Here is a 21220-nt window from a genome sequence, read left to right as displayed (position 1 = left end):
GGCGTCTTTTTATTGTTGAATTATAAATGATTTGCTTGCGAAATGAATCCGAATTCTGCGTTTGGCGCAAGACCAAATTTTTGAACATGAATAAATTGGAATCCATTCACACGGTGGAGTAGTGGGGTGCCACGATAGCATTAACAGTTGTGCTGAAATGCAATCTAAGGTAGTGGACGAGCATACTGAAAGTGATATTGCATTTATAAAGTTATGACTTGTGGCTGGTGTTATACCTACTGATTGCCAGTAAAGGTACGTTCACCATAGGTCGCTTTGCGTTTTCGGCGCAGGTTCTGATGGGGGATCTGGTCGTCTTGTAAGGTTCGGATTGTTTTTTCATAGATTGATCAGAGGTAATCTGAAAATTCCATTCTGCTGTGAAACTGACAAAGCCGACAGGGATCGTATGGCTCTGTTCAGGAGCGCAAATTTACAGTTGCAAGCGATGCGCGGGAAGGATAACAGTAGCGTCATGAACATTTCGCGCATTGACATCAAAGGCTGGTGGTGGGCTCGCTAAAAGCGGCCACGCAGGCGTTTGCGCATTTGCGTTATAGAGACAGGCCGCTGGGATTATCCGGGCGGCCTTTTTATTTGGCTGTTTGAATGAGACCGGCGGCAAGGGGAACCAGGTTTCGGAAGTGTTCGAAAACGAAAAAAGATTTGGGATTTGCCAGCCATGAACGCGAAGATTGCGGATAGCGAGATATTCAGGCACGAGACAGCGGGCGGCATTGTTGTCGAACGCGTGCGTCATCTGACTGCTTATAAGGGAGCGATCGAGACGTATATCGATGCTCTGAACGAGCGTCGGGGTGCGGTCTTTTCTTCCAACTACGAATATCCGGGCCGCTACACGCGATGGGATACGGCGATTGTCGATCCGCCTGTTGCGATCACATCGCGGGCACGGCAGATGCGTATTGAGGCACTGAACAAGCGCGGCGTTATTCTGCTGCGCCCGATCCTCAAGACGGTCAAAGCTCTCGCGGAAGTGAAAGTCGACAAGGCTGATGAAGACTGCATTGAGCTCACAATTGCTGAGCCGAGCGGCACTTTTACTGAAGAAGAGCGCTCGCGTATGCCGTCGGTCTTTACGGTCCTGCGTGCAATTGTCGGCCTGTTCTTTTCTGAGGAAGATGCAAATCTTGGCCTCTATGGAGCGTTTGGTTACGATCTGGCCTTCCAGTTTGATCCGATTGAGTACAAGCTCAAACGTCCTGATGAGCAGCGCGATCTGGTGCTCTTCATTCCGGATGAAATCTTTGTGGCGGATCATTATTCGGCGCGTGCCTGGGTGGATCGTTACGAGTTTGTTTGCGGCGGTTCATCCACGCATGATCTTGATCGTGCCACGCCAGTGCAATCCTTTAAGCCCGCTGAGCGCGATTTGCCGCGCGGCGATCATAATCCGGGCGAATATGCCAGGCTGGTCGAGCGCGCCAAGGCCAGCTTCCAGCGTGGTGATCTGTTCGAGGTTGTTCCGGGACAGACGTTCTATGAACGCTGCCACACGGCCCCATCCGAGATTTTCCGTCGCCTGAAGACGATCAATCCTTCCCCTTATTCCTTCTTCATCAATCTTGGTGAGAACGAGTATCTGGTAGGCGCGTCGCCTGAAATGTTCGTGCGCGTCAATGGTCGCCGTATTGAAACCTGCCCGATTTCGGGCACGATCAAGCGTGGCGAAGATGCAATTTCTGACTCCGAGCAGATATTGAAACTGCTCAACTCCAAGAAGGACGAATCCGAGCTCACCATGTGCTCGGATGTCGATCGTAACGACAAGAGCCGTGTCTGCGAACCGGGCTCTGTGCGCGTAATTGGTCGCCGCCAGATCGAAATGTATTCGCGCCTGATCCACACTGTAGATCACATCGAAGGCCGTCTGCGTGATGGCATGGATGCGTTTGACGGCTTCCTCAGCCATGCCTGGGCCGTAACTGTGACCGGTGCTCCGAAGCTCTGGGCCATGCGTTTCCTTGAAGAAAACGAGCGCAGCCCCCGTGCGTGGTATGGTGGTGCCATTGGCATGATGCACTTCAATGGCGACATGAATACCGGCCTTACACTTCGCACGATCCGCGTGAAAGATGGCGTGGCCGAGATCCGTGCCGGGGCAACCCTGTTGTTCGATTCCAATCCGGAAGAGGAAGAAGCGGAAACAGAACTGAAAGCCTCCGCCATGATTGCTGCTGTGCGCGAAGCACAGAAGAGCAATCATGTAGTTGAAGAGCGCGTAGCGGCAAAAGTGGGCGAGGGGATTTCGATCCTGCTTGTGGATCACGAAGATTCTTTCGTGCACACGCTCGCCAATTATTTCCGCCAGACTGGTGCAACCGTTTCGACCGTTCGTTCGCCCGTTGCGGAGGAGGTGTTCGACCGGGTCAAGCCGGATCTCGTCGTGCTTTCACCCGGGCCGGGCACGCCGCAGGATTTCGATTGCAAAGCGACCATTGATAAGGCGCGTAAGCGCCAATTGCCAATCTTCGGTGTCTGTCTTGGTTTGCAAGCGCTCGCAGAGGCTTATGGTGGCACACTGCGTCAGTTGCGTGTTCCAATGCATGGCAAGCCGTCGCGCATTCGGGTCTCCAAACCTGAACGCATTTTCTCAGGCCTGCCCAAGGAAGTGACGGTTGGTCGTTATCACTCGATCTTTGCTGATCCTGAACGTCTGCCGGATGATTTCCTGGTGACGGCGGAAACGGAAGACGGTGTCATCATGGCGTTTGAACACAAGAAAGAGCCAGTGGCCGCTGTTCAGTTTCACCCCGAATCCATCATGTCGCTTGGCCAGAATGCAGGTATGCGGATGATTGAAAACGTGGTGACGCATTTTGCCGGCAAGCATAAAGCACGTCGCACCAACTACTGATCGCATTCTCACTTTACAAATTGCAAAACCGGCCGTGGTGAAAACTGCGGCCGGTTTTTGTATTCAGGGCCTTATAAAACCAAGCCTTTTTCGACCTGCTTTGGCGAACCATTTGCAACTGTAATGCATTGCATTCGCAAGAGAAAATTAAATACGCGAAGTAAAAAAACAGGGTTTCGAATTTTGAATTTTATGGGCTATAGAACGGCTATCGAAATGCTGCTTACCGGCCTCGCCGGGGTGAATGCGCAATAGGCTTCTCAGTTAGCCTGAGCCCGCTTGTCGGGACTAAAATTTAAGAATTGAAGGTTCCTTATGGACGCGAGTGTAAAAGTTCGGCGGCTAGCCGCTTGGTCAATACCCGTTGCCCTTGGCGTCATGGGCCTGAAATACATCGCTTATGCACTGACCGGCTCGGTTGCACTATATTCCGACGCCCTTGAATCGATCGTCAATGTTATTGCAGCGATTGGTGCCTGGTGGGCGATCAGCGTCAGCTATAAGCCAGCTGATGATAACCACCCGTTTGGTCATCACAAGGCAGAGTATATTTCAGCAGTTGTCGAAGGTGTGCTGATTACGATTGCTGCCCTTTTGATTGCAAACGAAGCATGGTCCGCTCTTGAGAACCCGCGTCAGCTCGATGAGCCATGGCTTGGCCTTGCGATCAATACAGGCGCTGCCGTCATCAACTGTCTCTGGGCAATGCTGCTCATTCGTACCGGGCGCAGTGCGCGTTCGCCAGCTCTTGAAGCAGACGGCAAACATATCATGACCGATGTGTTCACCTCGGTAGGTGTTCTGGTTGGTCTTGTTGGTGCCGTTATCACTGGTTGGGCTATCCTCGATCCGCTGCTTGCAATTCTGGTTGCCATCAACATTCTTTGGCAGGGCTGGGGCGTCATCAATTCATCCGTACAGGGACTGATGGATATTGGCGTTGAGCCTGCCGAGGAAATGCGCATTCGTGATGTGATTTCTGCCAATGCTGGTGGGGCCATTGAGGTTCATGATCTCAAGACACGTATTGCCGGTCGCGTAACTTTTGTTGAATTTCATCTGGTTGTGGCGGCCGATATGAGCGTGGGTGACGCGCATATCATTTGCGACCGAATCGAAGATGCTCTGAAAACGCAGGTCGAAAGCGCGCGCGTGGTGATCCATGTCGAGCCAGAAGATGAGGCAAAGCTGCCGTTAGGCACCAGCTCTGTGCCGTTTGCTTAGAGCGCATTTCCTGCTCTTTGTATCGGCCTTGGGGTGTTTTTTCCGTGAGCTGGGTTACGGTTTTCAGAATGTACATAGTAAGAAATATCGTCTTGCGCGTTTCATACCTCGCGTGTAAAAGCTTCACCATGGTTATGAAGAACGCAACATCTATGGGATATTCCGCAGCGGACACTTCCGCGCGTGTGAATGTTTGCGTTCTAAACTCGCTTCTTACCCTCGGCCTTAGCGGCGATCGCCGGGCTCGTTGAAAGGAGCGTCCGGCGGTCGATAGCGATCCCGCCGACGTATGCTCCTTTCTCAAAATCCACATTTGAATTTTAAGACGAGATATCCGTGTCGTTCGGGCAGTTTAGTACTGTCAGGCAGGCCGGGAGGATGAGAAGACCATGAATCAGAATGTAAACACCTCGAATTCTGCCCCAAAGCAAAAGGGCATGCCTGATGCCGGCGTAAAATATTCGCCGTTCCCATTTCCAAAACTCGATGATCGTACCTGGCCTGCGAAGCGCATCGAAAAGGCACCGATCTGGTGTTCGGTTGATTTGCGTGATGGCAATCAGGCCCTGGTTGACCCAATGGGCCACGACCGCAAGGAACGCATGTTCCGTTTGCTCGTCGATATGGGCTTTCCTGAAATCGAAATTGGCTTTCCTTCAGCTTCGCAGACTGATTTCGACTTCTGCCGCTGGGCAATCGAGCAGGGCGATGTGCCAGATACCGTTGATTTGCAGGTGCTGGTGCAATGCCGCCCTGAATTGATTACGCGCACGTTTGAATCTCTGGAAGGGGCCAAGACGCCTATCATCCACTTCTATAATTCAACCAGTGAATTGCAGCGTCGTGTGGTGTTCAACAAGGACGTCAAAGGCATCAAGCAGATCGCAACCGATGCGGCCAAGATGATCATGGATATGGCTGCAAAGACAGGCGGCGGCTATCGCTTCCAGTATTCGCCTGAAAGCTTTACTGGTACTGAATTGGATGTGGCGCTGGAAATCTGCAATGCCGTGACTGAGATCGTCAAACCGACGGCTGAGAACAAACTGATTTTGAACCTGCCATCGACCGTCGAAATGAACACGCCGAACGTCTATGCCGATCAGATCGAATGGATGTGCCGCAATCTCGACAATCGCGAAAACCTGATCATTTCGCTGCATCCGCACAATGATCGTGGTACCGGCATTGCTGCGACCGAACTGGCCTTGATGGCGGGCGCTGACCGCGTTGAAGGCACGCTGTTCGGCAATGGTGAGCGCACTGGCAACGTCGATCTGGTGACGCTGGCACTGAACATGTACACGCAGGGCATCGACCCTGAGCTGGATTGCAGTGACATCAATCGCATGAAAGATGTCTACGAATATTCAAACCAGCTGAAGATCGCCGAGCGCCATCCTTATGTGGGTGAGTTGGTTTATACGGCTTTCTCCGGTTCGCATCAGGATGCGATTAACAAGGGCATGAAGGTTCGCAAGACGGCCAATTCTCCGGTTTGGGAAGTGCCATATCTGCCGATTGATCCGCAGGATGTTGGTCGTTCTTACGAAGCGATCATCCGCATCAATTCCCAATCGGGCAAAGGTGGTATCGCTTACATTCTGCAGGCCGATTATGGCTTGAACCTGCCGCGCAATCTGCAGGTGGAATTCCGCGAAATCATCCAGAACATAACGGATGAAGAAGGCAAGGAACTCCCGTCCAGGCGTATTCATCAAGAGTTCCAGAAACTTTATGTCGAGCAGGCAGAAGGCCGTATCAAGTTCGTGGATCACCATACCTATGCTGATCCTGAGCAGAAGGGCCGTCGCATTATGAACGCCGAAATCACCGACAACGGCGTGACCAAGAATATTGAAGGCAAGGGCACAGGTCCGATTGATGGCTTCATCGACGCGCTGTCGAAATATCTCGGTGTGAAGATGTCAGTTGTCGATTATTCCGAGCATTCACTACAGCAAGGTTCGGATGCTTCGGCTATTTCCTATGTTGAAATCGCTTATCCCGATGGCAAGCTGTTCGGTGTCGGTATCAACGATAATATCGTGAGCGCTTCGCTTGAAGCTCTGGTCTCAGCAGCCAATCGTGTTATTGGTAAGTAACTGAAAAGTATAATTAAAAAAGGCGGCATCATGTGCCGCCTTTTTTCTGGAGATGCTTTAATAGAGTTTCTGCTCTGAAATTTTGATGATGTGTTCGCTCTCATCTTCGATACCGTGCTGTTCCCATTGGCACAGCCAGCCGCCTTCCGGCTTACGGTCGATATTAAAGATGTTATAACGTGCAGGCGGCTTATGCCCCCCAAAATTCTGGCTTGCCGATGGTACACAGATCACTGGAACCTTACCGTCCGGCCCATCTATATCGTAGCGTGTAGCGAGATGTGTATGGCCATGAATGACCAGTTCCGCCCCGTGTTGGCGGATGACTTTCTGGAAGCGACGGATGCCGTATAGCCGCTTGTGCGCTGGTGTAGCACCATGGATTGGCGGATGGTGGATCATTACGACACGAAACAGGCCACGCGCGCCAGCTTCATCGAGTGCCAAAGCCAGACGTTTGGCCTGCGCTGAGCGAAAATCGCCGCTCGCCATGAAGGGTGCTGTAGCGCGAGCCGAGGAAACGCCGATCATGGCAACCGGATCGCGAGCGCGCATGTAAGGAAATATCGGTCGTTCACCGTGATTATCGACGCCGTCGCCATGCATCCATGGTTCCCACTTGCGGCAGGATTTATCGAGCGCACCAGGAACATAAGCATCGTGATTGCCGGGCACAACGGACACATTGTCCGGATTGCCCAGGCTTGTGAGCCAATCGCGGGCGATGTCGATTTCCAGATTGAGCGCCAGATTAACAAGGTCACCAGTGACCGCAATATGGTCTGGCTTGTGTGCCAGCATGTCGGCGATCAAGCTGTCCAGCACCGTGCCGTGCATTGCATTCTTACGGTTTCGCAGCCAGTTAATGTAGCCTGTAATGCGTTTCGACGCCAATTCGCGATAGCGAATACGTGGCAGAGGCGACAGGTGGATGTCTGAGATGTGGGCAAGGCGAAACATATAGTGGGTGTACTGTATTATTATTTAAATCGAAACCGTGTTTAGCGACTTTTTGTTGATGTATTTGTAGCAAGATTCAGAGAGCAGAATATTTTTACGCATTTGCCTCATGCAAAACATCTAAGCAGTTTTGCCGGAAATGCTCTTGGAGTGACGGTATGCGCTTCCGCCATTTTTTATTTCATACGTATTTTTTGATAAGGCGTCCCATGACTTTGGGCGTCAGGGCGATTGTTTTTGATGAAGAGAAAAATTCCGTGTTTCTGGTGAAGCATACTTATGTTCCCGGTTGGCAATTGCCGGGTGGTGGTGTCGATAGCGGCGAGACATTCGGGCAAGCACTTGAAAAGGAACTGCGCGAGGAAGGCAATATTCGCCTTACGGGAAAGCCGGAGCTTTTCGCGCTTTACAAGAATGCTCATGCTTCACCTCGGGACCATGTGGCGCTTTATGTCTGCCGTGACTTTGAACAGACAGAACCAAAAAAGCGTGACAGGGAAATAGCAGAGGCTGGCTTTTTCCCGCTGGATAATCTGCCGGAAGGCACCACATCCTCGACGAAGCGTCGCTTGCAGGAAGCGTTGCACGATCTCGATCCGCTTCCAACGTGGTAATGGAAAGGGCGCTTTCGCGCCCTCATTTTTAGAGATTAGAAGCGATAAGTAATACCTGTACCGATCAGCCAGGGATTGAGTTTGGCCTTGCCGCTGACCTGCGTAACACCATCAGCAAGTGTCGCGTCGAATTTCGGTTCAAGAAAAAGCTTCTTCACGTCGAAGTTCACGCCCCAATGTTCGTCAATCATATAGTCGAAGCCGACCTGAAGCGCGCCGCCGAAGGTGTTCTTGACTTTCAGGTAGTCAACGCCGGATGCATCCTGATTAAAGAACATGGTGTAGTTCACGCCTGCACCGACATAAGGCTTGAAAGCGCCGAAGTTGGTGAAATGATATTGCAGTGTGAGGGTTGGCGGCAGAATCCAGGTTTTGCCGACCTTGCCCAAACCTTCGATGGACCCAGTGCCGTTAATATTGGCATAGGTCGTTCCGAGAATGAGTTCAGCTGCGAGATTGTCGGTGAAGTAATAGGTGATGTCGAGTTCGGGGGTAATTGATTTTGAGTAATCAAGGCCCGAACCGGGAACTTCGTTCACATAACCTTTGTTCTCAGCAATGACACCAAGCGCGCGTACGCGAATCTGCCATGGCGTCAGCGCCTGCGGGACGGCAATGATCTCGGTTGCCGGTTGGGCGATGATCGTATCAGCGGCAAAGGCGGCTGGTGCTGCAAAGGTGATTGCGGTTGCGGCCAGAAGCCCTTTGGCAAAACGGTTCATCTGTCTCTCCTTCAAGTCTTGGGTAGCGATGCGGGTAATCTGAACCGCGTCGCGAGCCGCCCCATTGATCGAGATCAAAAGGGGCGAGCAAGATTTGAGGAAGTGCTGATGTTCTGGTCAGACTGTTGCAGGAAAGGCTCAGTTATCGAATCTTGCCCGATCGTGTGGCGCAGCAAAATCTATTTCCGGGCCCAACGGAACGATCCCTGTGGGGTTGATCGTCTTGTGACTGCGGTAGTAATGGCCCTTGATATGTTCCATATCGACGGTCGTGGAGACACCCGGTATCTGATAAAGCTCACGCGTGTAATTCCATAAGTTTGGGTAGTCCGCGATACGGCGCAGATTACATTTGAAATGCCCGACATACACAGGATCAAAGCGTATCAGCGTTGTGAATAGACGCCAGTCGGCTTCTGTAAGGGGCGAGCCCGTCAGATAGCGCTGTTTTGAAAGTGTATCTTCCAGCTTGTCGAGTGCCTTGAACAATTGGCCGAATGCTTCTTCATAAGCATCCTGTGTCGTGGCAAAGCCCGCACGATAGACGCCATTGTTGATGTTCGGGTAGATGAAGTCGTTCAGCGCATCGATCTCACCGCGCAACTGCTCTGGATATAAATCAAGCGATGCATCGCCGAATTCATCAAAGGCGCTGTTGAGCATACGAATGATTTCCGCCGACTCGTTGGAGACGATTGTGCCGCGTTGCTTGTCCCAAAGAACGGGCACGGTCACGCGACCAGAATAATGCGGATCGGCGCGCGTGTAAATTTCATGCAGGCGCTTAGATCCATAAAGCGCATCGCCTGTGCTGCCTGTTGTCCCGTAAAAGGTCCAGCCTTCTTCCACCATAAGCGCATCAACCACCGATACGGAAATGACGTCTTCAAGTTTTTTGAGCGCGCGGAAGATCAGCGTACGATGCGCCCACGGGCAGGCGTAGGATACATAGAGATGATAGCGATCAGGCTCGGCCTTGAAGCCGCCTTCGCCGCTTGGACCTGCACTGCCATCCACTGTGACCCAATTTCTGAACTGCGATTTAGAGCGCTCAAAGCGGCCTTTGGTGTTCGCGGTGTCATACCAGACATCATGCCACTTGCCGTCTACCAGAAGTCCCATGTGATTTCTCCTTTTGATAAGGAAAATAGTCGGAAAACTGCCGTTTGACAGCCTACCAAGCCGTGAACAGTGCGTAACGGTGCCAAAAAGGTAAGTCGATGCTGCCATTTTGAAAGAAATTGTTTTACCTCTGACCAATTTGGTGCTAGGCAACTGTCAAATTGCGGCATTGCCCATTTATCCGCCGTGAAGGAGAGAACTATGACCGGAATGCGTTTCATCCGACGATGAAATTAGAACTGCGCTCAATGCGTGCAGAATGCATTCCCTTGGCTTCATCTGGCCGTCGACTTCTCCTTAGGCAATTTTACCCATGCAGCAGCTTGAACTGACCTACGCGCAGGAAGATTCTGCGCACGATATCGAGATCGAAGATATGAATGCGGAAGCATTCGGACCCGGCCGTTTCACCCGTGCAGCGCATTTTATTCGGGAAGGCGGCCCTCACGATGAGAGCCTGTCTTTCGTTGCACTGATGGGCGGTATCGTTATCGGATCGCTGCGGATGACGCCCGTTGTCGTTGGAAAAACCCCAGCATTGTTGCTAGGGCCTCTTGCTGTACGGCCTGATTGGAAAAAGCGGGGCATCGGTGGCACGTTGATGCGGATGTCGTTGGAAGCGGCCAAGAATGCTGGCCATAAACTTGTCGTTCTCGTTGGCGACCAGCCTTATTATGGTCCTTTCGGATTTAATATGGTTGAGCCTGGTTCGATGATAATGCCTGCGCCGGTTGATCCACGGCGGATGCTCGCTTGCGAGCTGGTGCCCGGTGCACTGGCTGGCGCCAGCGGTATCGTGCGGCACGCCAGTCGCGTTTAGAGCGCCGTGCGCCCTCTTGGGCGCACAAAGGTCGCTCTAACAGATTAAATTTGCTGCATAATTTTACCTTAAACTGATTCAAGTTTAAGGAATTATGCAGTAGTAATCCCTTTTTGTCCTTCGAGACGCCGTTTTATACGGCGCCTCATGATGAGGGGCATTGGTGGGTGCCAAGGGGTTATATGGGCGATTTTACCGCCCTTCGCGATACCACATACTGCCGAATATGAAGAGCAGTGCGGCGAGAGCCGCCAGGCCAGAGAACAATGGCAGGCGGTTTACGCTCTTTAGCTGGGTATCCGATGTCTCAAGCAGACCAATCCAGTCATTGCCGCTTGCAGAGCGCCCAGCACCGACAGCAGTGATGGCAGGCACCTGAACTGAGCTGTTGGCACTCGCATGTACACGATGGACCGATCCGCCGGTTGCATCAGCGAGTGGCTTCAGACGATCTGGTGTGGAGATGCTGTCCGAAAACTCAGGCGCGTCCACCGGACCCACATGAGCGAGCGTTTCATAGTCGCCGTTTTTAATGCGGAAGATGCCGATTTCATCTGTCTGCAATGTGCCGTCGAACAGACCGGGCTTGTTCTGGGTCAGATTGACTTGCAGTTCTTTGCCGGATGGCGTGGTGATCGAGGCTATTCCGGGATTATCGCCCATCGTCTGACGATGAATGGTCAGTGTACGGCCATTACCGCCAGCAGTCAGAGCTTCTTCTTCAAGTTCTGGTTCCTGCATCAGCCAGTGGGCGATACGGCGATAAAGTGCTGCATAAGGACCGCCGCCTTCAAATCCACGTGCCCAGAGCCAGCCCTGATCAGACAAGAACATGCCCACACGGCCTTTGCCGACGCGGTCGAGCACCAGAAGAGGCTTTCCATCAGCACCACTCATAACGGTTTCACCTCGCGGCTGGCCGATATCGATGGTGCGGAACCAGCGGCTCCAATGTGGAGGCTCCTGTTCGCTGCCATCAAGACCGCGCGTGACAGGGTGACGTTTGCCAAGATTGGTCAGACGTGGATAGAAGGCTTTTTCTGTGACTGATCCGGTAGGCATGGCGGGCAGGGCGCTATAAAGCGGCGTGCGCGCAATCGACATGTCGCCTGCATATTCAGGCCCGGCTGCAACCAGCAATGCGCCACCATTTTCCACATACTGCGCGATGTAATCATAATAGAGCAGCGGCAGCACATCGCGATGCTGGTAGCGATCAAGGATGATGAGATCGAACTCGTTGACCTTGTCGACGAAAAGCTCCCGCGTTGGGAAGGCGATCAAAGACAGCTCGTTGATCGGTGTTCCGTCCTGCTTTTCAGGGGGGCGCAGAATGGTGAAGTGGACGAGGTCTACTGCCGCATCAGACTTCAGCAGATTGCGCCATGTACGCTCACCATTATGCGGCTCACCTGATACGAGCAGTACACGCAGGTTTTCGCGGATTCCATCAACCGTCGCGACCGCGCGATTGTTGGCATCTGTCACTTCGCCCGGAAGCGTTGGGGTCGAAATCTCGACAATATTGACGCCTGCGCGCGGCAGCTCGATGGTGACGGGTGTCTCTTGACCGACCTGTGCCTGTTCTTCACTAACAGCTTCGCCATTGACGCGAATTTCGACAGGCGCAGAACTGCCCAGGCTCTTGCCTTCATCGATAACGGTGAAAGACATTTCCATCGGCTTGCCGCTGATGCCGTAGCGTGGGGCTTTGTTGAAGCGAATGCGGCGGTCAAATTCGTCTGGCTTGCCCGTGACCAATGCATGAACCGGCGCATCGAAGCCGAGGGTATTTTTATTAGCCGGAATGTCATGCACCTGACCATCGGTGATCATGATCGCGCCTGCGACGCGCGACGGTGGCACATCGAGCAAAGTGCGGGCGAGCGGGCCGAATAGACGGGTTGCATAACCGTCTTCATTCTCCACCGGCTGGGCTGCTTCAACTATGCGTGTTTCAAACTGCGGCATGGTTGCGAGCTGATCCTGCACGGCCTTAAGAGCCGCATCCGTGTCAGTTCGACGATCACCCAGCTCCTGGCTCTGGCTGCGATCAACAACAAGGGCGACGACGCTTTTCAGCGGCTCACGCTCTTCACTGATGATCACGGGATTGAACAGTGCCAAGGCAAGGGCTGCGGCTGCAAGTAAACGTATCAGCCCGCCGCGCATGCGCAGCGCAATCGTTGCCAGAACGAGAAGTGCCAGCGGAACCAGAATGCCAATGAGCCATGGCAGGGAGAGGAACGGTTCAAAATCGATATTCATGTTCATCACCCTAATTACCAAGCCGCTCAAGCAGGGCCGGAACATGGACCTGATCGGATTTGTAATTCCCGGTGAGCATATACATGACAATATTCACGCCGCCGCGGATTGCATAAATGCGCTGCATTGGATCGTTCGGTACTGTTGGCAACATTGGGTTGCCTTGTTCGTCCACGGCCCAGGCCCCTGCAAAATCATTTGCGGTGATCATGATCGGTGAGACACCATCACCAGTGCGAACCGGGCGGTCCTGCGCAGGATTGGTCGGTGCGGTCGCCTCTACCCAAAGCGGACTACCCTCGTAACGACCGGGAAAATCCGGCATGATGAAGAAGGATTTGGTCAGTACATGATCGTCCGGCACAGGCTCGAGTGGCGGTACGTTCATGCCATTAAGAATGGTCCGCAAGCGCTGGTTGGCTGGTGAAGCGGCCGGATCAAGACTTTCACCCGCCTGTAACTGGTCACGCGTGTCGAACAGAACCGTGCCGCCTTGCTGCATATAGGCGTCAACCTTGGCGATGGCCTCTGGACTGGGCATTTGAGCATCCGGATCAATCGGCCAGTATATCAGGGGGTAGAATGCGAGTTCGTCCTTGGCAGGATCGACACCGATTGGATCACCCGGTTCCAGTGCGGTCTTGTCCAGGAGGGCAAAGCTTAAACCGCGCAGGCCAGCCTTGCTGATATCATCAGTCGCGGCATTGCCGGTGATGATATAGGCAAGATGGGTCTTTGAAACGGAGTTGATAATAGCCTCGTCACCCGGCTTGCTGTCGTCGTGCGTTTGTGGTTCTTGCGCGCGCGCTGGAGGGATCGCTGCGGGCATCAGGCTGATGGCCGATGTTGCGGCAATCAGAACTACAATACTGGCGACTTTCGAGCGAATTTTCATGCGGCGGCGAAACGCGCCGCGCAGCCAGAGCATTAGCAAAGTGTCGAGTGCGAGCAGCATCGCAGCCACAGCAAAGAACGGGCCTCGCAGCGAAATCGATTGATCAGCATTGTAAGATGTCGGGGTTATGCCGACAGAAAGCACCGGTTGGCTGATCGGCTGCAGCTTGATATCGCTCCCCTCGAAGATATTGAGCGCTTTCAGGCCGTCTTCATTGCCGTAAAAACCGGGGGGCGTATTGATGCTGACATCAGGCAATTTGTCTTTTTCAACGATCAAGGGTTTGGCTTCCGATGATGGAGGTGCCAGTTCACCAGATGCTGAAAGAAGCTGGAATGGCGGGAGCGAAATGGATTGTTGATCGTTCTGCGCGCCGGTGCGCTGCGACAATGATACGATCCGGCGCAGCATCTCGACAAACGAGCCGGAAATCGGCAGGCTCGACCAAGTTGCATCAGGTGAAATGTGGAAGAGCACGACATTACCGCGTCCGCGGGTCTCGCCAGTAACAAGCGGCGTTCCGTCTGCCAGTGTCGCATAGGCCTTGTCATTGAGGTCAAAGGAGGGTTCTGCGAGAACTTGTCGGCTGACAGTCACGTCATCAGGCACAGAAAGTCCCGCGAAGGGGCCTTTGTCTGAGAATGAACGTAGCTTTTGCGGCTCCGACCAAGACAAAGTGCCGCCCAGTGCACGCTCGCCTTTTCGCAAACGGACTGGCAGAAGCGGATCATTATCGCTGGCACCAGCAAGGCGCGGTCCGGCAAAACGGATTAGTGTCCCACCGTCTTCAATCCAGCTTGAAAGCTGATCTTCAATTGGTTTAGGCAAAGTGCCGATATCGGCCATGATCAGAATGGACGGCTTGGCATCAAGCAATTCCGGTACGGTTTTCATCAGATCTGCGGAACGGGGTTCGATAAGATTCGCAAATGGTGACAGCGCACGCGAAATATAATGCAGTGGAGACAAAAGTGGCTGTGCAAGGTCGCCATCACCACTGGCTAGAAGGCCGATGGTGCGGCGCTCAGAGCCGGCATCGATCAATCGCGTTGCGCCTGCCTGCTGGCTACCGTCAATACGGACCATGTGAAAGTCGTTACGCAATTCGACTGGCAGGTTAAAGCGGGCCATCCCCTCATTGCTTCCGACGGCAAAGGATAATGGTGCTTCTGCAATACGCCGACCTTTGTCATCAAAGGCTGAAGCCATCAGCGTGCGCGGCATTGTGATGCCATCAGGGCGGATAGCCTTTGCTTCAAGACTATCGGCCTTGTTCTCGATGCTCGTAAGAGCGAGCACACGGTCCAGGTCTGCGGCATACCAAAGGACGGACGCGAGGCGGTCATTCTGATCCAGCGTTGCGAAAGCGTCTTTGTCGGAAGCCTGAGCCAAACCGTCGTTCATGAAAGCCAGACGGATTTTTTCGCCCTGCGGCAGAGTTGATGCAAGACGATCCAATGCGGCTTTACGATCAACCGGAATCGGGCGCGGTTGCAATGCTTGCAGACGTTCGGTTGCACGGTTGCTATCATAGGGGCCAATCTCTGTATTGGCCGGTTCTGCGGTGCCAAGCACATAGATTTGCGTATTGGTGGCTTCCGCATCCGCAATCAGCTTTTCCGCAGCGGTTACACGCTCAGTCCACTCTTCGGCAGATGCCCAACCATTATCGATGACGATTGCCAGTGGTTCATTGCCGGAAAGGGCAATCGGACGCGGGTTCCAGACCGGCGAAGCAAGGGCGAGGATAACCAATGCCGCGATCAGCAGACGCAGAATCGTCATCCACCATGGGCTTTTAGATGGCACCTCTTCGCGCTTGAAAACCTGAGCAAGAATTCGCAGCGGAGGGAATGTTTCTTCTTGTGGACGCGGTGGCGTCATCCGCAGCAGCCACCAGATGACCGGAAGTGCGATAAGGCCAGCCAGAATCAGGGGCGAACCAAAGGCGAGCGGCAGAAAGTTCATGTGCGTGCGCCTCCCATGGGGGAGGTATGGGAGGATGCGCTCAGAACATCATGCAGTCGCGACAATGCCTGTGTGGCAGGGCTGTCTGTACGATGCACGGTAAAGCTCCAGCCAAGGCGCCTGCAAAAATCCGCCAGCGTATCTCTGCGCGCAACATAGAGGCGGCGATAGTCTTCGGCATAGGTTTCAGCGCGACCGGCAACAAGTGTGGTTCCTGTTTCGGGGTCACGAAACTCGGTGCGACCGGAATAGGGGAAGGTTTCCTCTGCCGGGTCCGCGGCTTCTACCAAATGAGCACGAACGCCACGACGCGCCAGATTATCGAGCAATTCAGTCAGTTCATCCAGAGGATGCAGGAAGTCGGAAATCAACACCACTTCGGAGAAGCGGCGTATCTGATCAATGTCGGGTAAGGGACGGGCAGAACCATCGTGCATTAAAGCACCAGCCAGTCGCTCCGCACCATTGCGGGCCGAAAAGGGCTGCAACAGTGATGGGAACGCAATGCGCTCACCGGATCGCGAGAGCAGTTCTGCCAGTGCCAATGTCAGAACAAGCGAGCGCGCTTCTTTTGAAACTGGTGAGAGTTGCGAGCGATAAAGCATGGAGGGCGAGAAATCGCACCATAGCCAGACCGTATGGGCAGATTCCCATTCGCGATCACGGACATAGGTATGATCGTCTCGGGCTGAGCGTCGCCAGTCGATGTGGGCCAGCGATTCGCCCTGCACATAAGGGCGGAACTGCCAGAAGTTTTCGCCGGGTCCACGTTTGCGACGGCCATGCCAACCGTTCATCACAGTGTTGACGACACGCTGCGCTTCGACCAGCAGATCAGGGATACTGGCTGCCCGTGCCCGTGCACGAGCCAGTGTATCCTTGCGATCTGACGATGAAACTTCTGCGCCAATCACCATTAAGCAGCAGCCTTCACCAGATTGGCGATGACATCGCGAACATGCATGCCATCGGCACGTGCTGCAAAATTGAGCGCCATACGATGCTGCAGGACCGGTTCGGCCAAGGCTTTCACATCATCAATGGATGGGGCGAGACGACCTTCATAAAGAGCACGTGCGCGGGCGCAGAGCATCAGGGCCTGACTGGCGCGCGGTCCCGGGCCCCAGGCAATGTGCTTGTTGGCATGTTCATTGTCTGCGTCGGGACGTGCCGAGCGTACGAGCTTCAGGATTGCATCGACCACGCTTTCGGAAACGGGCATGCGGCGCACAAGTGCCTGCATCTGACGCAGTCGGTCAGCATCGAGAATTGCGTGGGCCCGGGCCTCTGTCACACCTGTTGTTTCGAGCAGGATACGACGCTCGGCGTCCAGTTCAGGATAGAGAATATCAATCTGCATCAGGAAGCGATCAAGCTGCGCTTCAGGCAGAGGATAGGTGCCTTCCTGTTCCAGAGGGTTCTGTGTGGCAAGCACGTGGAACGGGGCTGGCAGGTCATAACGCTGACCAGCAACAGTCACATGATATTCCTGCATGGCTTGCAGAAGGGCTGACTGGGTGCGCGGTGACGCACGGTTGATTTCGTCGGCCATCAGAAGCTGGGTAAAGATCGGCCCCTTGAGATAGCGGAAGGATCGGCGGCCATCGGCATCCTGTTCCATCACTTCCGAACCGATAATGTCTGATGGCATCAGATCGGGAGTAAACTGGATACGCTGGCCCGACAGGCCAAGAACAGTTCCCAGAGTTTCGACAAGCTTCGTCTTTGCAAGGCCGGGAACGCCGACGAGCAACGCATGACCACCGGCAAGAATTGCCACGAGCGCGCGTTCGATGACGCTTTCCTGCCCGAAAATAACGGTGCCGATATTCTCCTTGATGCGTGCGATGTCAGCTAAGGCGCGTTCGGCTTCTGCAACAATTTCATCGGGGTTAGCGGCTTCGGGCGTAACAACAACGCTCATAGGGACCTCGCAATATTTCCGCATATGATTGGGCGGAGAACCGGACTTAAGGCGACTGCCTCTGAAACTTAAATCGCACTATAATGCTGACAAGCCGTGAAACGGTGACTATTTCATGACTCTATGCATTTTAATCACATTCGAGCAGGAATAACCGAGTCGGATGACAAAAAGCACCCCTAACGGCAAACAAGAGCCGCAAAGTTCAATGAAGGCGGCTGCCAGTACCAGCGGACTGGAGGCTTTGATTGCGCGCGCTCACGCCGATGCCCATAGCGGGCCGGCGACGAACGAACGTGGCATTCCGCCCGTGGAACGCTGGAATCCGGAGTTTTGCGGCGATCTGGACATGGAAATCCGGGCCGATGGAACATGGTTCTATATGGGAACACCCATTGGACGTCCTCAGCTTGTGCGGCTGTTTTCAACAGTGCTACGCAAGGATGACGACGGTAAAACCTATCTTGTAACGCCAGTGGAAAAAGTTGGAATCCGCGTAGAAGATGCGCATTTCATCGCTGTCGAAATGCAGGTGTTGGGCGAAGGTGAGACGCAGAAGCTGATTTTTCGGACCAATGTCGGAGATGTGATCGAAGCGGGTGATGAGCATCCGCTACGTTTTATCATTGAAACGGAAAGCGGTGGTCTCAAACCTTATGTAATGGTTCGCGGTCGGCTGGAAGCATTGCTGGCGCGGGCTGTGATGTATGACCTGGTGGCGCTCGGCGAAGAGATCGAGGTCGATGGCGTGGCAATGTTTGCGGTGCGTTCAAATGGGGTGGTCTTTCCAGTCATGCCCGTTGATGCGCTGGAGGCTGCAATCCAATGAATAACCGTGCGTCTCATCTGTTCCCGGCTTTTTCTGCGGGTGATTTTGCCGAGCGTGTGCGTAACTGGCAGCCGGATCATGACGATCTGACCGGCGATCACTTGCTGAATCCGGCACTCAACCCGGAATTCACGCAGGCGATGGTCACATCGAAAATGCGTGATGCTGCCGTACTCGTGCCAGTGGTGGATCGTGGGCCAGAGGCCACATTGCTGTTGACGCGACGCACGGAGAAACTGCGCAAGCACTCTGGCCAGATTGCTTTTCCCGGTGGTGCGATCGACCCGCAGGACGGTACAGCTGAAAATGCGGCACTGCGCGAAGCCAATGAGGAAATCGGGCTCATCTCAGAACGAGCCGAAATCATCGGTCATATGCCGCGCTATCTGACTGGAAGCGGGTTTTCGATTACCCCTGTTCTGGCGGTCGTTAACACACCATTTGATGTCTATCCCAATCCGGACGAGGTGGCCGACATATTTGAAGTGCCGCTTTCTTTCCTGATGAACCCGGCCAACCATCGGCGCGAAAGCCAGATGTTCAACGGTCGGGAACGCTTTTATTACGCAATGCCCTATCACGAACGATTCATCTGGGGCGTGACCGCAGGCATCATTCGCGGACTTTATGAAAGGCTCTACGCTTGAGCGAGACACTTATTCATTCAATCAATATTTCCACCCGCGCCGACTGGTTGAATTCCAAGTCGCTCAAGGCGCTTTTTGCAGCTTTGAATCGTGAGGGTGGCGAGGCGCGCGTAGTTGGTGGCGCTGTACGCAATACGCTGCTGGGCACAAAAGTCAGCGACATCGATTTAGCGACCACACATCTGCCACAGGATACTGTACGGCTTGTCCAAGACGCAGGTTTCAAACCTGTGCCCACTGGTATCGAACACGGCACAGTGACGGTTGTCGTTCAGGGGCAACCTTTTGAAGTGACGACGCTGCGTAAAGATATCGAAACCGATGGTCGTCATGCCAAGGTGGCTTTCGGTACTGACTGGAAGACGGACGCTGAGCGACGCGATTTCACGATCAATGCGCTTTATGCAACAGTCGATGGCGAGGTGATCGATTTTGTTGGCGGTCTTGCTGATATCGAAACGCGGACATTGCGTTTCATTGGCGACGCTGAAGCGCGTATCCGGGAAGACTATTTACGCATCCTGCGCTTTTTTCGCTTCTTTGCCTGGTATGGTTCGGGCCGTCCGGAAACGACAGGTCTGCGCGCCAGTGCGCGTCTCAAGGATGGCCTTGATCAGCTTTCGGCCGAACGTGTCTGGTCGGAACTGAAAAAGCTTCTGGCGGCCCCAGATCCTTCACGTGCGCTTTTGTGGATGCGGCAGGCGGGTGTCCTCACGGCCATTCTGCCGGAAAGCGAAAAATGGGGCATCGATTCGATCCACGGACTTGTGCGCACCGAAGGCGATCTTGGCTGGCCAGTGGATGCCTTGTTGCGGCTTGAAAGCATGATCCCACCCGATACAACTCGCGTTGATGCGATGGGAAAACGGCTCAAAATGTCAAATGCGGAACGCGCGCGTCTTGAAGCATGGGCGCGGACTGATGTCATCAAGCCGGAAATGTCCGAACAAGCGCTGAAAAAACTCGTCTATCGCGGTAGCAAACAAGCTGTTCTGGATCGCATTCAGCTCAGCTACGCTCACGCACGCAATGAAGCGATTGGCAGTGATGAGGCGATGATCCGTGCAGGTGGCTATGCCCGCCTGCTTGAATCGGTTCAAAGCTACGAAGCGCCGGTCTTCCCTGTGACGGGTGGAGATCTACTTCGTCTTGGCATCGAAAAAGGCCCGGTTTTGGGGGAAAAGCTGCGCGAGCTGGAAACTCTCTGGATTGACTCAGGTTTTAGTCTTGACCACGAAACGCTTCTGGACAAACTTGATCGCAATAAAATGAACGATTGACGGCTGATTATACAAAATCATGCCGCGATTTTCTGAGTTTATATCATAAGTTCCGTTTTAAGCGCCTGATTTGAAAGAGCAATGAATGTCCAGTTCCGATACATCGACTTCGCAGAAAGCGACCTCTGATCCCAAGCAGAATTTTGGCACTGACGGTATCGCGCCCATGGACCGTCCGGGCGCGGTAACACGTTTCTTTATGGGAATTGTTGCATGGGCGGAACGGCTTAATCTCAAGCACGCAAAACTTGGTAATCCGCCTGTCTATGACAATGCTATCTTTCCATGGGTTGCAGAAGTCGAGAAGGAATATCCGGCTATCCGTGCGGAGCTTGAAAAGGTTTTGGTGCGCCAGAGTGAACTGCCGTCCTTCCAGGATATTTCCTCAGACGTCAAAACGATCTCGACCGACAATCACTGGAAGACTTTCTTCCTGCTTGGCTTTGGCGTGAAGTCGGAACAAAATGTTCGCGCGTGTCCCAATACATGGAATGCCGTGCAGAAAATTCCGGGCCTGACCACTGCCATGTTCTCGATCTTTGAACCGGGCAAACATCTGCCGCCGCATCGCGGCCCTTATAATGGCGTGTTGCGTCTGCATATGGGCATGATCGTGCCAGAGCCTGCCGACAAGCTTGCGATCCGGGTCGATAAGCAGGTCTGCCATTGGCAGGAAGGTAAGGTCCTGATTTTCGATGATGCCTACGAGCACGAAGCGTGGAACCATACCGACCATACGCGTGTCGTGCTATTCGTCGATTTCGTAAAGCCGCTGAAGTTTCCAGCCCGTTTCGTAAATTGGGCATTGATGAATCTTGCAATCTTTACGCCCTTCATCAAGGAAGGGCTGGATAACCACAATGAGTGGGAAAAGAAGTTCTATGCGGAAGCGGAAAAACTTCGCAACCAGCCAAAAGCCTGAACGATTTGACTTCAAGCTGCTGTGCTTTTAAATGATTTTTTT

General features: G+C 53.5%; 16 protein-coding genes. 9 read left to right on the top strand and 7 right to left on the bottom strand.

All coding sequences use genetic code 11. The features are described 5' to 3' along the window. Window positions 1-682: 682 nt before the first annotated feature. The 3 genes from CEV32_RS14300 (at window position 683) to leuA (ending at window position 6207) form a co-directional block, all read left to right on the top strand. Entirely contained in the window at window positions 683-2878 is a 2196-nt protein-coding gene (locus CEV32_RS14300) for an anthranilate synthase component I (protein WP_094577764.1), read from the top strand. A 315-nt stretch (window positions 2879-3193) separates the two neighbouring features. Continuing rightward, window positions 3194-4102 (top strand): cation diffusion facilitator family transporter, encoded by a 909-nt coding sequence (locus tag CEV32_RS14295; RefSeq protein WP_094577763.1) that lies wholly within the window; start codon window positions 3194-3196, stop codon window positions 4100-4102. A 389-nt stretch (window positions 4103-4491) separates the two neighbouring features. Then, on the top strand, window positions 4492-6207 hold the full coding sequence (gene leuA, locus CEV32_RS14285) for a 2-isopropylmalate synthase (protein ID WP_094577761.1): 1716 nt from the start codon (window positions 4492-4494) through the stop codon (window positions 6205-6207). A gap of 57 nt (window positions 6208-6264) precedes the next feature. Here the strand turns inward: leuA and CEV32_RS14280 are convergent, their stop codons facing one another. Further along, window positions 6265-7167 (bottom strand): metallophosphoesterase family protein, encoded by a 903-nt coding sequence (locus CEV32_RS14280; protein ID WP_094577760.1) that lies wholly within the window; start codon window positions 7165-7167, stop codon window positions 6265-6267. Window positions 7168-7325: 158 nt separating this feature from the next. Here CEV32_RS14280 and CEV32_RS14275 point away from each other — a divergent pair, with 158 nt between their 5' ends. Next, entirely contained in the window at window positions 7326-7781 is a 456-nt protein-coding gene (locus CEV32_RS14275) for an NUDIX domain-containing protein (RefSeq protein ID WP_094577759.1), read from the top strand. Between the two features lie 35 nt (window positions 7782-7816). On the opposite strand, the gene CEV32_RS14270 is transcribed toward CEV32_RS14275, so the two are convergent. Next, complete coding sequence (locus CEV32_RS14270) at window positions 7817-8503, bottom strand: OmpW/AlkL family protein (RefSeq protein ID WP_094577758.1); 687 nt, start codon at window positions 8501-8503, stop codon at window positions 7817-7819. A 138-nt stretch (window positions 8504-8641) separates the two neighbouring features. Next, entirely contained in the window at window positions 8642-9625 is a 984-nt protein-coding gene (locus tag CEV32_RS14265) for a glutathione S-transferase family protein (RefSeq protein WP_094577757.1), read from the bottom strand. A 313-nt stretch (window positions 9626-9938) separates the two neighbouring features. Here CEV32_RS14265 and CEV32_RS14260 point away from each other — a divergent pair, with 313 nt between their 5' ends. Then, window positions 9939-10445, top strand: a complete 507-nt coding sequence (locus CEV32_RS14260; RefSeq protein ID WP_094577756.1) for a GNAT family N-acetyltransferase — start codon at window positions 9939-9941, stop codon at window positions 10443-10445. A 192-nt stretch (window positions 10446-10637) separates the two neighbouring features. Here CEV32_RS14260 and CEV32_RS14255 read toward each other — a convergent pair whose 3' ends face one another. Genes CEV32_RS14255 through CEV32_RS14240 form a run of 4 tightly spaced genes read right to left on the bottom strand, consistent with a single transcriptional unit; the run spans window position 10638 to window position 17500 of the window. Then, on the bottom strand, window positions 10638-12713 hold the full coding sequence (locus CEV32_RS14255) for a hypothetical protein (protein WP_094577893.1): 2076 nt from the start codon (window positions 12711-12713) through the stop codon (window positions 10638-10640). A gap of 10 nt (window positions 12714-12723) precedes the next feature. Continuing rightward, a complete protein-coding gene (locus tag CEV32_RS14250; protein WP_094577755.1) occupies window positions 12724-15576 on the bottom strand; it encodes a DUF4159 domain-containing protein in 2853 nt (950 codons plus the stop codon). Then, the gene (locus CEV32_RS14245) at window positions 15573-16493 is read right to left on the bottom strand and encodes a DUF58 domain-containing protein (RefSeq protein ID WP_094577754.1); all 921 of its coding nucleotides are present in this window, start codon (window positions 16491-16493) and stop codon (window positions 15573-15575) included. The genes CEV32_RS14250 and CEV32_RS14245 overlap by 4 nt, the downstream gene beginning before the upstream one ends. Next, on the bottom strand, window positions 16493-17500 hold the full coding sequence (locus CEV32_RS14240) for an AAA family ATPase (RefSeq protein WP_094577753.1): 1008 nt from the start codon (window positions 17498-17500) through the stop codon (window positions 16493-16495). Before CEV32_RS14240 ends, CEV32_RS14245 begins: the two co-directional genes overlap by 1 nt. A gap of 163 nt (window positions 17501-17663) precedes the next feature. Here CEV32_RS14240 and CEV32_RS14235 point away from each other — a divergent pair, with 163 nt between their 5' ends. The 4 genes from CEV32_RS14235 (at window position 17664) to CEV32_RS14220 (ending at window position 21178) form a co-directional block, all read left to right on the top strand. After that, the gene (locus CEV32_RS14235) at window positions 17664-18329 is read left to right on the top strand and encodes a DUF1285 domain-containing protein (RefSeq protein ID WP_094577752.1); all 666 of its coding nucleotides are present in this window, start codon (window positions 17664-17666) and stop codon (window positions 18327-18329) included. Beyond that, the gene (locus tag CEV32_RS14230) at window positions 18326-18976 is read left to right on the top strand and encodes a CoA pyrophosphatase (protein ID WP_094577751.1); all 651 of its coding nucleotides are present in this window, start codon (window positions 18326-18328) and stop codon (window positions 18974-18976) included. Before CEV32_RS14235 ends, CEV32_RS14230 begins: the two co-directional genes overlap by 4 nt. 11 nt (window positions 18977-18987) lie before the next feature. Then, the gene (locus tag CEV32_RS14225) at window positions 18988-20256 is read left to right on the top strand and encodes a CCA tRNA nucleotidyltransferase (protein ID WP_374882983.1); all 1269 of its coding nucleotides are present in this window, start codon (window positions 18988-18990) and stop codon (window positions 20254-20256) included. A gap of 85 nt (window positions 20257-20341) precedes the next feature. Continuing rightward, window positions 20342-21178: an aspartyl/asparaginyl beta-hydroxylase domain-containing protein gene (locus CEV32_RS14220; RefSeq protein ID WP_094577750.1), complete on the top strand. Its 837-nt coding sequence runs from the start codon at window positions 20342-20344 to the stop codon at window positions 21176-21178. The last annotated feature ends 42 nt before the right edge of the window (window positions 21179-21220 follow it).

It is taken from the genome of Brucella rhizosphaerae, assembly GCF_002252475.1.
Lineage (GTDB): Bacteria > Pseudomonadota > Alphaproteobacteria > Rhizobiales > Rhizobiaceae > Brucella > Brucella rhizosphaerae.
The sequence above is the reverse complement of the archived record's forward strand: the minus strand, read 5'-3'. Positions and strand labels throughout refer to the sequence as shown.

Excerpts from the sequence above, each read along its gene's own strand:
- CEV32_RS14300 (WP_094577764.1), top strand. The coding sequence starts at position 683 with ATGAACGCGAAGATTGCGGATAGCGAGATATTCAGGCACGAGACAGCG.
- CEV32_RS14295 (WP_094577763.1), top strand. The coding sequence starts at position 3,194 with ATGGACGCGAGTGTAAAAGTTCGGCGGCTAGCCGCTTGGTCAATACCC.
- leuA (WP_094577761.1), top strand. The coding sequence starts at position 4,492 with ATGAATCAGAATGTAAACACCTCGAATTCTGCCCCAAAGCAAAAGGGC.
- CEV32_RS14280 (WP_094577760.1), bottom strand. The coding sequence starts at position 7,167 with ATGTTTCGCCTTGCCCACATCTCAGACATCCACCTGTCGCCTCTGCCA.
- CEV32_RS14275 (WP_094577759.1), top strand. The coding sequence starts at position 7,326 with ATGCGCTTCCGCCATTTTTTATTTCATACGTATTTTTTGATAAGGCGT.
- CEV32_RS14270 (WP_094577758.1), bottom strand. The coding sequence starts at position 8,503 with ATGAACCGTTTTGCCAAAGGGCTTCTGGCCGCAACCGCAATCACCTTT.
- CEV32_RS14265 (WP_094577757.1), bottom strand. The coding sequence starts at position 9,625 with ATGGGACTTCTGGTAGACGGCAAGTGGCATGATGTCTGGTATGACACC.
- CEV32_RS14260 (WP_094577756.1), top strand. The coding sequence starts at position 9,939 with ATGCAGCAGCTTGAACTGACCTACGCGCAGGAAGATTCTGCGCACGAT.
- CEV32_RS14255 (WP_094577893.1), bottom strand. The coding sequence starts at position 12,713 with ATGAATATCGATTTTGAACCGTTCCTCTCCCTGCCATGGCTCATTGGC.
- CEV32_RS14250 (WP_094577755.1), bottom strand. The coding sequence starts at position 15,576 with ATGAACTTTCTGCCGCTCGCCTTTGGTTCGCCCCTGATTCTGGCTGGC.
- CEV32_RS14245 (WP_094577754.1), bottom strand. The coding sequence starts at position 16,493 with ATGGTGATTGGCGCAGAAGTTTCATCGTCAGATCGCAAGGATACACTG.
- CEV32_RS14240 (WP_094577753.1), bottom strand. The coding sequence starts at position 17,500 with ATGAGCGTTGTTGTTACGCCCGAAGCCGCTAACCCCGATGAAATTGTT.
- CEV32_RS14235 (WP_094577752.1), top strand. The coding sequence starts at position 17,664 with ATGACAAAAAGCACCCCTAACGGCAAACAAGAGCCGCAAAGTTCAATG.
- CEV32_RS14230 (WP_094577751.1), top strand. The coding sequence starts at position 18,326 with ATGAATAACCGTGCGTCTCATCTGTTCCCGGCTTTTTCTGCGGGTGAT.
- CEV32_RS14220 (WP_094577750.1), top strand. The coding sequence starts at position 20,342 with ATGTCCAGTTCCGATACATCGACTTCGCAGAAAGCGACCTCTGATCCC.